Raw genomic sequence first — 15,440 nt, forward strand, 5'->3', positions numbered from 1 at the left:
TAGGGTTACCCACATTCGAATACTTGAATCTCATCATGTCAGTCTCTACGTCACTAGCTAATTTCTCATTTACACGACGCCTGATGCAAGCTGCGATCTCCGCGGCTTTTGCAGCGAGCGTCGCCCTGCCTGCCAACACGTATGCAGCGGCCGTCGGCAATTTGCGTCAAATTGAAACGCCTGCCAATGCCAGCAGCGTGAAGATCCTCACCGATAAAGGTCATTTGTTGGAAATCAGTTTGTTGCGGCCGGATATGTTTCGCGTATGGGCTGGTAGTGATGGAAAACTGATCGGCGCGGGTGATAAGGCTGCTCCTATCGTATTAAAAAAAGATGTCACCAAGGTCGATTATCAGCTTACTGATAAAGGCGATTATCAATTACTGCAAACTGCCAAAATGGCTTTGCGTATCTACAAAAAACCACTGCGTTTAGCTTTGTATAAGGCCGATAACAAAACTTTGTTGTGGCAAGAAATGCAGTCGCTTGATATCGCCGAGAAAAGCAGTTTTCAAACTCTATCCACTACAGCGGAAGAAGTGTTCTTTGGTGGCGGTCAGCAAAACGGTAGCTATGCTTTTAAAGGCAAGTCTCTGGAAGTTTCTTACTCAGGCGGCTGGGAAGAAAACGACAGGCCGAGTCCCGCACCGTTTTATATGAGTAACAAAGGCTATGGCGTGTTACGCAATACCTGGAGCAATGGCAGTTACGATTTCCGTGCCAATGATTTCATCACGACCAGCCACAACGAAAAACGCTTTGATGCCTACTACTTCGTCGGCGATAACATCAAAGATGTTTTGAATGCCTATACCGAACTGACCGGACGCGCAAAAATTTTGCCGCGCTGGGCTTACGAATATGGCGATGCCGATTGCTATAACGATGGCGATAATATTAAGAAGCCGGGCACAGTGCCAAAAGGCTGGAGCGATGGCCCTACGGGCAAAACGCCAGACGTGGTGCTATCGGTAGCAGCGAAATATCGTGAGCACGATATGCCAGGTGGTTGGATACTACCGAACGATGGTTATGGCTGCGGTTATACCGATCTCGAAGGTGTGGTTGCCGGTTTGAAGAAATATGGTTTCCGCACGGGTCTCTGGACAGAAAACGGTGTCGATAAAATTAAATGGGAAGTCGGCACGGCGGGCACGCGCGCGCAAAAACTGGATGTCGCATGGACGGGTGCTGGTTACCAATTTGCACTCGATGCAAATCAGGCCGCAGCGCAGGGGATTTTAGATAATTCTAATTCACGCCCGTTCTTGTGGACGGTGATGGGCTGGGCTGGCATGCAACGCTATGCGGTGACTTGGACTGGTGATCAAAGCGGTAGTTGGGATTACATACGTTGGCATATCCCGACCATTATCGGTTCTGGTTTGTCGGGGCAGGCTTATGCGACTGGTGACGTCGATGGCATCTTTGGCGGTAGTCCGGAAACCTTCACCCGTGATTTGCAATGGAAAGCGTTCACGCCGGTGTTAATGGGCATGTCGGGCTGGTCGCAAAATTCGCGCAAACATCCTTGGGCCTTTGATGAACCGTATCGCAGTATCAACCGCGATTATCTGAAACTCAAAATGCGCCTGATGCCTTATATGTACACATTGGCGCAAGAGGCAGAACAAACAGGTGCACCGCTGGTGCGTGGCTTGATGTGGGATCATCCACAAGATCCCAACGCGAATAACGAGGCTTACAAATATCAATTTTTCTTAGGCAAAGATTTGTTAGTGGCGCCCGTGTATCGCAGTCAGGCGGCGAGCAAAGGTTGGCGTAAGGGGATTTATTTACCGCAAGGGCAGTGGATAGATTATGCAGATGGACGCGTGCTGGAAGTGGGTGCACAGGGCAAAGTGATTGATTATCAAGTGAGCTTGGATCGCTTGCCAGTATTCGTGCGTGCCGGGGCGATTTTGCCTATGTATCCGAGTGCTTTGTACGATGGCCAAGTCGCTAAAGATGTTCTGACTTGGGATATTTATCCACACGGCGAATCGACTTATACCTTGTATGAAGACGATGGTGAAACCCGTCAATATCAACAAGGTGAACAGAGTACACAAACTTTGCGTGTAACTGCGCCGCTTGGAACAGCGGGAGACATCACGCTGCAGCTCGACGGCGTGCAAGGCCAGTATCAAGGTATGGAAAAAACACGCGTACAAGAATTCCAAATTCATACGCGAGTGAAACCTCAACAAGTGTTCTTGCAAGGTCAAAACTTAAGCGAAGCAAAATCACGTGCAGAATTTGATGCGGCGGGGGCGACTGCTACTTGGTTTTACGATGCCACGCAAAAATATGGCGTGGTGACTGTAAAAACAGCCAAGCTCGATATCCGTCAAGCGCTGCAAGTACGCCTGGTGATAGCGGCGAATGCAAGCCTGGCGGTAACAGCCGATTATCCAGCTGCACCAGCAAGCGGTGATGTGGTCGCAACCGATACGCTGATCGTACTCAATCGTCCAGCCGAAGAACCCGGCCATCCTTTAGAAAACGCTTTCGATGGCAAGCCTGGAACTTGGTTCAGAACGCTGCGTGATCAATCGCAAAAAACGGGTGCGCATGAATTTACCTTGGCATTGGGCGAGCGTCGCATGATTAAAGGTTTTGAAATCGCGCCACGTAATGACAAACATTGGGAAGCAGGTCAGGTTAAAGATTTTGAAATTTACCTGGCTGATAGTAATGGTGAATGGGGCAAGCCCGTGTTTACTGGACGTTTGAAAAAACAAGAGGGCAAGCAACGCGTCGAGTTTGCGGCGAAGGCGGGACGTTTATTTAGATTCCGTATTTTGAGCACGCATGATCAAGATGAAGGTGGTAATGCACAAGATCCTATGGTCTTGACCAGCAACGATGCGGCGAACGCACCGCGTGCCTACAATGCCTTTACGCCTTTGGCCGTGCCACCGATTACGATTTCTGAGTTTGCCTTGTTGGAACAACAAACCCCAGATCTTCCGCCATCGCAATTATCTTTATCTGATCAAATTGCGCTGCCATCTAAAGCCGTGCAAAAACAAAATTCTGTGTTGAAAGATAAAGTGAACAGCAAAAAGCCAAGTAACGCAGAAGGCATGATGCAAATGAACGGCTTAAAATTCCGTAAAGGCTTAGGTGTGGTGGATGCCAGCGACATTTCGTATCGTCTGCAAGGTCACTGGCAAACTTTCCGTGCCGACGTCGGTATCGATGATGCCTGTCGTCAAAATGGCGGCTTGCAATTTCAAGTGTATGGTGATGGTCGTCTCTTGTTTGATAGCGGCTTAATCGTCGCACCCGCGGTCGTTAAACCTGAATTGGATATTCGCGGTGTCGAAGTCTTACGCTTGACGACGACCGGCGTGAAGAAGAAAACCAGTGCAGCAGTTTGCGCCAATTGGGCGAATGCGACGGTGATAGGGTTTCGTGGGGATAAAGTAGGGCAATAATTTATACATAGGACTTACGCAAACATAGCTTGATATCGTACAGACCTAAAGAGGCAATGGGATTAAGTAGATACTGTTATCCGAGTCAAGCAGAATGCAAGCTTGCATCGAAAGGCTTGCCGGATTTTAGTACGCCAAATGCGACATGAATGAGTTTTCTCATCATTGCCCCAATGATGACCATGGGCGGTTTTCCCGATGCCGTAAGGCGCTGGCGGAAAGCCGTTCCCCATGTGGTTCGATATAAAGCAACCATGGCAGGCATGTAGAGTGCTTTGCGAATAAAAGTATGGCCTACTTTCGACATGCGAGTCTTACCCCGAACACTACTGCCAGATTCATGATGACGCGGGTCAAGTCCTGCAAATGCAATTGCTTTCTTCACTGAGGTAAATCGCTCTGTATCAGCATAGTACGAAAGCAAAATAGCGATAGTACGCTCCCCTAAGCCAGGTATGCTATCCAATAGCTTTTGCTTGTCTTTTAAGTCTGGATCGTGATGTGTATGGTCATTGATTGAACGAATCAGTGCTTTGATTTCTTTATCTAGCCAGTCAATATGATCAGTAATTCCTTGGCGAATCGCTTCACGTGCTACATCGAGTCGATTTAATTCTTGCGTGCGCATGTTCTGCAAGGCATCTAAGCGCAGAACCAAAGCACGTAAGGTTTGTTCCGCTATGGAGGGGGCGATCCACAGCTCTGGACGCCGCTCAAAACCGAATTCTGCGATCAGCTGTGCATCGACTTTATCTGTCTTTGTTCGCACTAAGCGTGAAGCACCGAAAGCCTTAATCTGTGCTGGATTGATGACACTGACGGGAAACTTTTGTTCTGCAAAATAGTGCGCAACAGCTTCCCAATAAATGCCTGTCGCTTCCATGCAAACATGCGCAATAGCGGCACCTTGTTTGTCGAGCCAGATACGTAACTCCTTGAATCCTTGCTGGTTATTTTGAATCACTTTATGGCGAAATTTTCCAGTTGTGAGGCGTAAAGTACAATCTAATTTAGCCTTCGCAACATCAATTCCTAAGTAAAACTCCTGCATACAAATCCTCTGATAATCTACCTTGTGAATACGGGCTGCCAGCAAGCTGGGCCAAAGATACTGTCCGATTTTTAGACGAGGGGTGAGCAACTGGTGCAAAATCTACGTCACTGGTTTTGAACCAAAGGGCGGGTACGGCATCCAGTTGCTCGTTTCTGATATGCCTATCAAAAACTGTTAAAACATCGAGTCAATCAAAATATCGACTCTTCATTCATAATACAAGGGTGTGCCTTGCGCACCGAATTTGCGCTCAATGTTTGTGTGGTGCGCACGGCGCACCACACAAACTATGCAAAGAAACTTTAGCTATCGTCTGTTTTACTTAAGGCCAAATACAGTCGTTCGCTACGATAAATGCCGCTCAGTTCGCAATGAAACTGCGCGGCATTTTTCTTTGTAGATTATGGATTGTTAACTTTGCTGATACTGACAAATTGCACTTTAGGATCAGGTTCGGGCGTCAATGTGAATGCGATGAGCAAGCTGCCATTTTCACCTTTGATTTCAAAATTTCCACGCAATTGATTTTCCGCGCGGATCGCACCTACGCTCAACACTTTGCCTATACTGTCGAAATGTTTTTTACTTTCTGCGATGCGGTCTTCACGTGAATAATCGAGGAAAAAATTGTCGGCGGCAATACTATTGCCCAAAGTCAGATCCCAGTGTTGAATTAATTCGGCGACTTGCTGCTGACGTTTAAGTAATATCGCTGGTGCTTGTACACTACGTGCTGGCAGCTTGGCTTTTTCTATCAGCATGGCGAGGGCTTTTCCAGTCAAACCATAGACCGGACCATAACGCAAATTACTAAAAGCGATCACAGCAACACCATGATCGGGTGCGAAGAAAAATTGACTTCCATAGCCAGGTAAGCCACCACCGTGACCAACCACCAAAACATTATTGCTATCGCGCACAGTGCGCAATCCATACGCATAAAAACTAAAGCGCGGATTGGGGCGAGTGCTATCGATAAAGGTCGCCTGTGGTTGAAATGAGGCAAAGATTTGGGCTTGCTGCATTTCACGTACGCTGGCGCGTTTCACTGGGCCACGGTCGATTTCATTACGTGCTGGCCATGCAGCGAGATGAAATGCGGTATAGCGTGCAAAATCATCCATCGTTGTAATCAAGCCGCCCATTGCTGCGGCATCACCATCATGCAGAATGGGTTCCGCTTCCCATTGTTCATTGCGCCAGCGATAGCCAAGCGCCAATTTTTCTGGTGCAGCTTTGCTGTATTCCCAGATTGTGTCTTTCATCCCTAAAGGGAGCAGAATGTTTTTAGTGATGTAGTCTTGAAAGCGCATCTTAGATACTTTTGAGATGACTTTGCCTAATAAAACATAGCCAAGATTGCTGTACTCGTAAGTCCCTCCCGGTACATTCGAGAAAGACAAGCCGTGCGCAACAAAGCGCTCTAGACTGCGATTGTCGAGTGCCATTTGGCGGTCGCCCCAGGGATTGTCTTCTGGCAAGCCGGTCGTCATCGTCATGAGATTTTTCAAGCTCAAGGGCGGTGAATCATTCGTCGGCAAGGCGAGCGTGCGTAACTCAGGTAAATACTTGCTAACAGGATCATCCAGTTTTAATGCGCCTTGATCGCGTAACTGCATGATCGCCATGGTGGCGAAACTCTTGGTCATGGAGGCGATTCTAAATTGGGTGCTACTGGTCACCGGTGTTTTTGAAGCCAGATTCGCCAAGCCCAGCGATTGCGTATGGATTAGCTTGCCATCCATCACGATGCCGTAACTTAATCCGGGCAGATGTTCGGCATTTGCTAGCTCTGCATATAATTTATCGATTTCGGGAATCAGTGCAGCGACCCGTTGTTGGCGTTCTTGATCACTGAACTGTGCGGCAGCGTAATTGTGTGGATACGCCGGCTTAGCGCTAGTCTGAGCGAAGGCGCTGGATGTACAGAGCGCGCTCATGAGTAGTGCCGTGGGCGCGAGTATAGAAATGACGTTGGATGCAAAGTTGAAGGATTTGCTGCTAGCCATGAAAACTCTCCGGTTGAATGCAATGTGTATGCATGTTAGCACCAGAGCTTTTCAATACTGGAGAATTATTGTGTTCTTACGACAAATTTCTGTCTGTGTTGAAGTTGTGGTCAGCGCATAAGACTTCGTAAAAAGTAAGCCAGATAAGCAGGGGTCGCGAATCTGGCTTTCAGAAAAATCTTAGTTGGTTACTGCTGTGTTATACCAGTAGCGATCAGAGGCAGAAACTGTGCTGGCGTAAGTGCGTGAATATGCACCGTTACCTGGCCATGGATCGTTGATGTACAGGTAGTTGCCGCTATAGCCTTTGACTACGACGAAGTGACCACCGCCGCCTGTCCATTGCCACAAAATGACGTAAGGACGATTTGCATTAATGCGGGAAGTGGAATTGGATTGTGAGAGCACACCGACTACAGAAGAGCTAACGCCCCAGCCATTCAAAATGTACGATATTGAATTCGTAGAGTTGGGTTGATTGGCATTGCTATTCCAGTTGAATGTGGAATTGCCGCAAGCGTAGTTGATACCTTTAGCGTAATTCACTTCAGCGCATTGTGACGGTGTTTTACCAAAGAAATTTAACACCATTTGGCTACTACCGGCCCAGCACCATTGACTATGCTCTTGCACCTTCAATGGCACGTTCAAATTATAAGTTTGGGCGGCTGCAAAACCGCTCAATGTGAGTGCGCCGATGGCAGTCAGCGTTTTAATACTACGAATCATTTTTTTCATTGTCTTGTCTCCGAGACGGATTAATTGTTAATGTTGCGTTAGTGTTGTGATGACGAGCTAGGGCGCTTATTTGCCAAAGCGGTCAAGGTGACCACGCACGGCTTCTTGCAACGCTGGTAGCACGTCAGAGCCAGTAGCTAGCGGAGTATCAGCACCAACGGCAGCGCTCATGCGCAAAGTTTGACGCGCAGCGATCAGCGGGGCATAACGAGATTTGCCTTCGATGTCTTTCACTTCTAAGAAGTCAGATGTCGCTTGATAAATACGGACGAAGCGGAAAGCGTTTTTGCCTGCATGGTTTTGGCTAGAAGCTTGCACATCTTGCGCCAGTTTGGCACCGCCAACACCATTCACTTGCCACTTGCCGTTCACTTTTTCCAGTTCTAGCAAGGCGACTGGATGTTTGTCGACCAAGACAACAAAATTCCATACACCAGTTCCCATCAACATTTGATCAAATGGACGGCCACCTGCCATCAAAGTTTGTGGGTGTGCAGAATAAACTTCGAAACCCAAACCTAGTTCGGCATTTTTGAGTTCAGAAATATCATTGACTTCAATCGGGAATCCATGTGGCAACGAACCAGCTTTTAAGTCTACAGTCAGGTCATTGATCACTGCACGTAAGCCGCTAGTGGCTGCGCTACGCAGACCAGCAGGCTCTTTTGCTGCGGATGCTTTGGCAACGGCATTGGCGTCAAATTGAACGCGACCGCCAGTAATGTTTTGTGCAAGGGCAGGGATAGCAGTCAGCATGGCGATGCTTACAGCTAAGGTTTTCAAGGGGTATTTCATAGATTTTTTTCCTTGTGTCAATTGATGTGAATGGTCAAATTTTGGCATTTGTTTGTCTCCCTCAAATGCTTTTTTTGCCGAGATACGGTTGTTAATATTGCGTACACCGTGAGTCAATTAAATGCGGTTTTTGCGATCAATACAGCTGACTTCTATGAAAAAGAACTATGCAGATTTATATGAAATGTGACATAAAGATTGCGCAGGCCTAGCGCTTGTCTGGTGTGCTTTACTGAAAATCAAAAGAAGATCCTCAAAAAAAGCTTGAGTACCAAATAAAAATCATGATTGGTGATGAATAGGTAAAGCTCTATTTACTATAAGTTTGTGCTTGATTTGCCACAGTTTTGTCGTAAAAAAATGGGCTTGTGACTGTAGTAGTGGAAGTGTAAATCTAGGAAGAGCGACTTAGTACTTTTGCGTGGGGAATGTTTTTTGAAGTCCGAGCCAGATCAGGCTCAGACTTCACTATTGCGGAAAAGTTTTGCGGAGCTTTGAACGAGATGATTATTTGTATTGCGGCGTGGTCAGTAAGAAACCGCCGCCTTGAAAGATGGTAGTGACATCGTCTTTTTCTGGATAGTCAGCGCTGTCGGGAAATTTGTGCGCAAACTGACTAGAGCTGTCCTTGGCCTGATAGCCAAGATGACTCGCCAGACGGTTGTCCCACCAGCTAGCTGGATTGTCCGAAACACCGAATGCGATGGTGTGACCAACGCGTGGCGTGAACAGGCAGCAACGCAACATTTCCACCAGATCGTCATAGCTGAAATAGGTGACCATCATGCGCTTGTTGATAGGTTCAGGGAACGATGAGCCTATGCGCAGACACACGGTTTCTATCCCAAAACGATCGTAGTAAAAGCGTGACAAATCTTCGCCAAAACATTTACTGATGCCATACATGCCGTCCGGACGACGTGGACTGTCGGCATCGATGTAGTCAGTGGTTTTGTAGTAACCAACTGTGTGATTCGAGCTAGCAAATACCACCCGTTTGACACCAGCTTTATGTACGGCCTCGTAGATGTTATAGGTGCCCTGAATATTCGCCAGCATGATGGCTTCGAAATTGTTTTCGGTAGAGATACCGCCAAAATGCAATACCGCATCCACACCGTCCATCAATGCATGAACCGCCGCTTTGTCGGCCAGATCGCATAGCACGACTTCTTCGCCTTCGTTTGCGGGACCCATGTCGCTGATATCGCTGAGCCGCACGATATTCGCCCACGGCTTAATCCGTTCGCGTAAGATTTTTCCAAGGCCACCAGCAGCGCCGGTGAGCAAGATGCGGTTGAATGGTTTGCTAGTCATGATAAGTATCGCTCGATAAAAGAATTAAAGAATGAAAGAAATTTTAGTCGGCAAAAATGAATCGCCAATCCGCGAATCAAGTAATCGGCGCCGGATTAAATAAGACCAGCGCATTATGTAATTTCCAATATTCCGCCCAGGTTTTTTTGCCACTCGCGACTTCCAATAAGAAGTGAAATAATTCCCAGCCCAAATCTTCTATCGTTGCTTCACCACTGGCAATGCGGCCTGCATTGATATCCATTAAATCATGCCAGCGTCGCGCCAAGTCGTTGCGCGTCGCGACTTTGATAACTGGCACGGCTGCTAAGCCATAAGGTGTGCCACGCCCTGTGGTAAATACATGTAGATTCATCCCCGCCGCCATTTGCAAAGTACCACAAATGAAATCACTGGCTGGAGTAGCGGCGTAGATTAATCCTTTTTGATTGAGTTTTTCGCCAGGAGACAATACACCAGTAATGGCGCTACTACCCGATTTAACGATAGAGCCCATCGCTTTTTCAACGATGTTCGAGAGGCCGCCTTTTTTATTGCCCGGTGTCGTGTTCGCGCTGCGATCCACGCCGCCCCGTTTTAAGTAATTGTCGTACCAAGCCATTTCACGGATCATCGCTTCGGCGATCTCTGGCGTGGCAGCACGCGAGGTCAATTGATCTATGCCATCGCGCACTTCCGTTACTTCAGAAAACATCACAGTAGCGCCAGCACGGACTAATAAATCCGTAGCAAATCCAACCGCCGGGTTTGCTGTCACGCCAGAGAAAGCATCACTGCCACCACATTGAACACCGACGACTAATTCAGACGCCGGACAAGTTTCACGCTGGCGTTGATTTAAACGTATGAGATGCACTTCTGCAGTTTGCATAATGGATGTGATCATGCTCTGAAAGCCGATATGGCCTGCGTCCTGCAAGCAAACGACATCGGGTTCGTTATGCGTTTGCAATTGCGCTTGTGCTTGAATTGGTATCGTCGGCTTAGGGAATAAACGCGTCGGTTGCAGTTTTTCGCAACCCAAGCTGACCACCATGGTTTGCCCACCGAAATTCGGATTCAAGCTGATATTTCTCACCGTGCGTATCGGAATCATCGCATCTGGCGCATCAATCGCGACGCCGCAGCCATAAGTGTGTTCCAGTCCGACCACATCATCAACATTCGGAAACTTAGGCAGTAGTTCTGCCTTGATCCTTTGCACCGCATAGTCGACGACACCGGCAACACATTGCACTGTCGTCGTGATCGCCAAAATATTGCGTGTGCCGACACTGCCATCGGGATTGCGAAAGCCTTGAAAAGTGTAACCCTCTAAGGCTGGTAAAGCGGGCGCCTGGCGATTCGCAATCGGCAGGTTTTGTAGTTCACGTGCTGGTGGCAATTCCACCAATGCTTCTTGTATCCAACTGCCAGCCGCGATGTCACGCACGGCAAAGCCTATGGTGACGTTATAGCGAATAATGGGCTGGCCTTGCGCGATATCGGTCAAGGCTACTTTATGACCCTGCGGTACGGCTTCTAATAAAGTTAAGCCGTCTTCGAATTGCGTCGCTGCGGGCAGGCCGCCGTCATTAACCACGATGGCGACATTGTCGCCTTGATGCATGCGTATATATAAGGCTTTGCCAGCCGTGGATGCTGAAGCTGGTGCCGAAGTGCTTTGGGAGTCGCTTGCCATTTGGTTCCTCTCGTCCTGATTCTGTGCTCGTCTTTTTTTATGCCTTGATATTGCCTACAACTGGACTGACCAGTTTTAAACGCTCATTTTCTGTTGCGATTAAGGTTTTGGTCAGATCACTTATTGATTATTCGACTTGGGTAAAAGTTGTTGCAGCAGTCGAAAATCTCTGTTCTAGCCAATCTGTATAAGGTTTTTTTCTTGGTGCATCTATCTGGTTTATATCTGGTCTATGCCTAGCTTATGAAGGAGGCGAGCGATGACTACACCTATTTCCACCATGTTTGAGCTTATTACATGTGGCGAGTATGCCACCAAAAAAAATATTTGGCTAGTCCACATTGCAAAATTGGTCTAACCACATTAGAATGGTCTTACCAAATGCAGCAAAATAGCAACGAGCACTACTTACCTTCATAGTCAAATGGCAAAAAAAGCATATTTACCGAATGAAAACGAGCCCAGGCTATACCGCGTGGTCGCGGATAAGATCCAGCGCTTGATCGCCGATGACGGAATCGCAGCCGGTGAGCGTTTGCCTTCTGAGCGTGATCTGGCCGGTAAGTTGAATGTGAGTCGTGCTTCCTTGCGTGAAGCGATTTTGGCCTTGGAATTAGGTGGTGTGGTCGAAGTGCGTGGCGGCTCAGGTGTGTATTTATGTGCGGCCAAAGTGGAAGAAGATATTCCTGAAGTCGGGCCAGGGCCATTTGAAGTGCTATCGGCGCGTCGGATGATTGAATCTGAAATCGCCGCGATTGCCGCAAGGGTCGCAACCGATAGTGCGATTGACGCGATTTTAAAAGCTGTCATTGCCATGGAGCGCGAGCATGCGAATTATGCGAGTAATGAACAGGCAGATCGCGAGTTCCATTTATCTATTGTGCGCGCCACTGGCAACAGTGCGCTGGTTGGCACCATGGAATATTTGTGGAATCAACGTGGACGTATGTGGAACCGTTTAAAAGAACATTTTCAAACCGAAGAGTTGCGCCAGTTAACTTTAACTGATCATCGCAATATCTTAGAAGCGATTGCAGCACACGATCCGGCTGCCGCCCGCAAAGCGATGCGGGCACATTTGGAGCGTGTCACAAGAACTTTTTCTCGTGGTTAATTTTGACCAAGATGATTTTGAATCAGATGATTTTGACTTAGGCAATTTTGACTTAGGTAATTTTGACTTAAATAAGTAAGTAGCCAGGTTCTTTTACTTGGCATGCAAGTAGAAACAAGTTTTAGAAGTTGAGTAAATTGACCGATTCAGACCTCGGTGCAGTAGCACCTTCGTCATGACGGCAACGGGTACGCGAGGTATTCCGACATTTGTCTCAGGTTGATGAGAACTTGAGCTTTAAAGGATTTACGCAAAATTGCGCTGGCTAGACGAGGAGCCGAAGACAGTACAACTGTACGGCGAGGCGAACACAACGACGCTAGCGTCTGTTTTGCGTAAGTCCTACTTCAATTTAAAAATGAGTAGGAGACAGTAATGCAAACAAGTAAAAAATCTCAAGTGAAACAATTGACCTTGTCGGCGATCACACTCGCAGTGCTGGGTTTAATGCAACAGGCATCCGCGCAAGAACCCATGCGCGTGGAAGTCACAGGTTCTTCGATCAAGCGCCTGGCGAGTGAAGCCTCGTTGCCAATTACTGCGGTGACAGGCGATGAATTAGAAAAACGCGGCATGACGACCTTGGCAGACTTGATGATGGCCTTGCCACAGTCAAATTCTTTGGCACCGTCAAATGCTGGTTCAGGCACGAATATCAATTTACGTGGTCTGGGCGTGAATCGTACGCTGGTGTTATTGAATGGACGTCGTTTAGCGAATGAAGCGATCGCCGATGGTTATGCCAACCTCGATGTGATTCCGATGAGCGCGATTGCGCGGGTTGAGATTTTGAATGACGGCGCATCGTCGATTTATGGTTCTGATGCGATTGGTGGCGTCGTCAACTTCATTACTAAGCGTGAATATCAAGGCGCGTCGATCACAGGGCAAATCCTCGATCCACAACGCGATGGCGGTGGCGATGAAAAACGCATCAGTATGACGGTTGGTGCTGGTGATTTGCAAAAAGATGGCTGGAATGTGTATGCCACCTTGGATGGTTTGCGTCGCAGCCGTTTGGCAGCGTCCGATCGCGCTGAACTGACCTCTACCGAATTATTGACCAGCATAGGCCGCGCACCATCCTTGGTCAGCGGTGGTTTTGCCAGCCCAGCTAATTTCACTATTCCTAGCAATAAAAACTTTGCTGCAGCGAATCCGTATTATGCAACGGGTTGTTTGGCACCGTATTCGATCCAAGGTGGTAAGAACACCTGCGTCATCAATAACGCTGAATACAACACCGCGATTTACGGTCGTGAACAATTGACTTTCTTCGCGAAAGCGACCAAAAAAATCAGCGATGACCATTTGTTCTCAGTTGATTATTCCCGCGGCGAAGCAAGTATTTACGGCACCAAAATTCCAACGACTAGTCTGGCAGCAAACGGTGTGACGGCACTTTTGCCATCCACCAGCAAATGGTATCCGGGCGGTAGCGGTGGCGTACCAGCGGTTGCTGGCGTGACTGGTGCACCATTATTGGTGACTTGGAGTGTGGCAGATGCCGGCATCTACGAAACTAGAGACGTGCAAACGAATCAACGCTTGAATTTTAACGATGAAGGTGTGATTGGTGGATGGGATTACAAAGCTGGATTGGTGTTTGGCGTCAGTGATCGTGTTGGCTATTTGAATTCTGGCGCAGTCGATGGACCTAAACTACTAGCTGGTATTGCTAGCGGCACTTTGAATCCCTTCGGTTTGCAAGATGCAACAGGTAAAGCCTACCTCGATAGTATTTCTTTGAACGGGCAAAAATTGCGTGTCTCTAAGAGTACCTTTACTGGTCTCGAATTCACGATGAACAAGCCTATCATGCAATTATCAGCAGGCTCGGTAGGTTTGGCGTTGGGTGTAGATTTCCACCGTGATACGACAGAAGACGTGAAGACCGATGTTGGTTTGGTAGCGACCTATGCAGCATCATCGCCATCACGCGGTCAAGGTGCACGCAATGTGGCGGCCTTGTTTGCTGAATTGGAAATTCCAGTGACTAAAGAATTGAACGTCAATCTGGCAGTACGTGATGATCATTTCAGCGACTTCGGTAATACGATTAATCCTAAAGCAAGTTTCCGTTATCAGCCAAATTCGGTGATTATGTTCCGCGGCTCTGCGAATACAGGCTTCCGCGCACCGACTTTGTTTGATCGCTATGGTTATCGTCTGCCAGGTGCCACGACAACGACTGCATCTGCTTGGGATGATCCTTTGCAATGTCCTAGTGCAACGCCTGCGATTGCGAATACAGGTAAGCCTTTGCCAGGTTTGGTGGCAGCTACTGTATGTAATGTGAAACTGCCTAAGCAAACAGGTAGTAACGCAGAATTAACGCCAGAAACTTCCGTCGGCGGCACGCTCGGTGTGGTGCTGGAACCAATGAAAAATCTGACAGTATCTTTCGATTACTGGCGTGTGAACATGGATAACATGTTGGCGAACTTGCCTGAGCAAGCTTACTTCATGAATCCGACACGTTATGCAGATTTGTTTGTGCGTGACGCGACAGGTAAATTGTTGTACATCAAAAACACGACAATGAATCTGGGTGGGCAAAAAGCGGCCGGTATCGACGTCGCTTCCAATTATGTATTCCCTGCATCGAATATGGGAACATTCAAAGTGCAATTGAATGGTACTTATTTGACACAGTTTGATAATCAACTGGAAAAAGGCGGCGAGTTCGTCTCGAATATTGGTCGCTTTGGTTTGGCTAGTAACGGTACAACCAGCAGCTTACCTATCATCACTTTCCGTTGGAAACATAACCTTGCTTTGTCATGGTCGAAAGGTGATTGGAATGCGCAGTTGACGCAAAACTACAATACTGGCTACCACGACCAAAACTTGGTTGCAGCACAGTACTACCGCGATATCAGTTCTTACACCATGTATAACTTCACGATGAGCTACAAGGGCTTTAAAAATGTATCTATCGTGTTTGGTGTCAATAATCTGTTCGACGTGAATCCTCCTGTGACGAATCACAGTGGTTACAACGGCTATTTGAGCAGCGCTGCTAGTCCTTTGGGTCGTGCATTTAATACGCGTGTGACTTATACGTTCTAAGCGTGGTGTCGTCTAGGTTCTTTAAATATACAAGTTGTAGCGCCACTAGCAGTTCCCTCCCCTTCAAGGGGAGGGCTAGGGTGGCGATGGGGTTGATTTGAGTATGAAATACTTTGATTGTTCGATTTAGACCCATCCCCATCCCGGCCTTCCCCTTGAAGGGGAAGGAGTAAATCGGTCGGTCTGACCGTTTCGGGGCAAGCTCTATTTTGGTTGG

At 47.8% G+C, this 15,440-nt stretch carries 9 protein-coding genes; 3 read left to right on the plus strand and 6 right to left on the minus strand.

Features of this window, described 5'->3' with window-relative positions:
• Window positions 1-35: 35 nt before the first annotated feature.
• On the plus strand, window positions 36-3,443 hold the full coding sequence (locus H8K55_RS19585) for a TIM-barrel domain-containing protein (RefSeq protein ID WP_230408729.1): 3,408 nt from the start codon (window positions 36-38) through the stop codon (window positions 3,441-3,443).
• Window positions 3,444-3,528: 85 nt separating this feature from the next.
• Here the strand turns inward: H8K55_RS19585 and H8K55_RS19590 are convergent, their stop codons facing one another.
• The 6 genes from H8K55_RS19590 to garD form a co-directional block, all read right to left on the minus strand.
• A complete protein-coding gene (locus H8K55_RS19590) occupies window positions 3,529-4,494 on the minus strand; it encodes an IS110 family RNA-guided transposase (protein ID WP_186943762.1) in 966 nt (321 codons plus the stop codon).
• A 404-nt stretch (window positions 4,495-4,898) separates the two neighbouring features.
• Entirely contained in the window at window positions 4,899-6,506 is a 1,608-nt protein-coding gene (locus tag H8K55_RS19595; protein ID WP_186943763.1) for a serine hydrolase domain-containing protein, read from the minus strand.
• Window positions 6,507-6,686: 180 nt separating this feature from the next.
• Window positions 6,687-7,244, minus strand: a complete 558-nt coding sequence (locus H8K55_RS19600; protein ID WP_186943764.1) for a C39 family peptidase — start codon at window positions 7,242-7,244, stop codon at window positions 6,687-6,689.
• A gap of 66 nt (window positions 7,245-7,310) precedes the next feature.
• Window positions 7,311-8,039, minus strand: a complete 729-nt coding sequence (locus H8K55_RS19605) for a hypothetical protein (protein WP_186943765.1) — start codon at window positions 8,037-8,039, stop codon at window positions 7,311-7,313.
• Between the two features lie 507 nt (window positions 8,040-8,546).
• A complete protein-coding gene (locus H8K55_RS19610) occupies window positions 8,547-9,356 on the minus strand; it encodes an NAD-dependent epimerase/dehydratase family protein (protein ID WP_186943766.1) in 810 nt (269 codons plus the stop codon).
• A gap of 76 nt (window positions 9,357-9,432) precedes the next feature.
• Window positions 9,433-11,037 carry a galactarate dehydratase gene (garD, locus tag H8K55_RS19615; protein ID WP_186943767.1) on the minus strand — a complete coding sequence of 535 codons (1,605 nt, stop codon included), beginning with the start codon at window positions 11,035-11,037 and terminating at the stop codon, window positions 9,433-9,435.
• Window positions 11,038-11,461: 424 nt separating this feature from the next.
• Here garD and H8K55_RS19620 point away from each other — a divergent pair, with 424 nt between their 5' ends.
• Together H8K55_RS19620 and H8K55_RS19625 are read left to right on the plus strand one after the other, a co-directional pair.
• Complete coding sequence (locus tag H8K55_RS19620; protein WP_186943768.1) at window positions 11,462-12,151, plus strand: FadR/GntR family transcriptional regulator; 690 nt, start codon at window positions 11,462-11,464, stop codon at window positions 12,149-12,151.
• A 375-nt stretch (window positions 12,152-12,526) separates the two neighbouring features.
• The gene (locus tag H8K55_RS19625) at window positions 12,527-15,223 is read left to right on the plus strand and encodes a TonB-dependent receptor plug domain-containing protein (RefSeq protein WP_186943769.1); all 2,697 of its coding nucleotides are present in this window, start codon (window positions 12,527-12,529) and stop codon (window positions 15,221-15,223) included.
• Window positions 15,224-15,440 lie beyond the last annotated feature (217 nt).

The sequence above is a fragment of the Affinundibacterium flavidum genome (assembly GCF_014284175.1).
In the GTDB taxonomy this organism is placed as follows: Bacteria; Pseudomonadota; Gammaproteobacteria; order Burkholderiales; family Burkholderiaceae_D; genus Undibacterium; species Undibacterium flavidum.

What these genes read in the sequence shown, in the direction of transcription:
- H8K55_RS19620 (WP_186943768.1), top strand. Translation starts at nt 11,462, where the DNA reads ATGGCAAAAAAAGCATATTTACCGAATGAAAACGAGCCCAGGCTATAC.
- H8K55_RS19595 (WP_186943763.1), bottom strand. Translation starts at nt 6,506, where the DNA reads ATGGCTAGCAGCAAATCCTTCAACTTTGCATCCAACGTCATTTCTATA.
- H8K55_RS19585 (WP_230408729.1), top strand. Translation starts at nt 36, where the DNA reads ATGTCAGTCTCTACGTCACTAGCTAATTTCTCATTTACACGACGCCTG.
- H8K55_RS19605 (WP_186943765.1), bottom strand. Translation starts at nt 8,039, where the DNA reads ATGAAATACCCCTTGAAAACCTTAGCTGTAAGCATCGCCATGCTGACT.
- H8K55_RS19590 (WP_186943762.1), bottom strand. Translation starts at nt 4,494, where the DNA reads ATGCAGGAGTTTTACTTAGGAATTGATGTTGCGAAGGCTAAATTAGAT.
- H8K55_RS19625 (WP_186943769.1), top strand. Translation starts at nt 12,527, where the DNA reads ATGCAAACAAGTAAAAAATCTCAAGTGAAACAATTGACCTTGTCGGCG.
- H8K55_RS19600 (WP_186943764.1), bottom strand. Translation starts at nt 7,244, where the DNA reads ATGAAAAAAATGATTCGTAGTATTAAAACGCTGACTGCCATCGGCGCA.
- garD (WP_186943767.1), bottom strand. Translation starts at nt 11,037, where the DNA reads ATGGCAAGCGACTCCCAAAGCACTTCGGCACCAGCTTCAGCATCCACG.
- H8K55_RS19610 (WP_186943766.1), bottom strand. Translation starts at nt 9,356, where the DNA reads ATGACTAGCAAACCATTCAACCGCATCTTGCTCACCGGCGCTGCTGGT.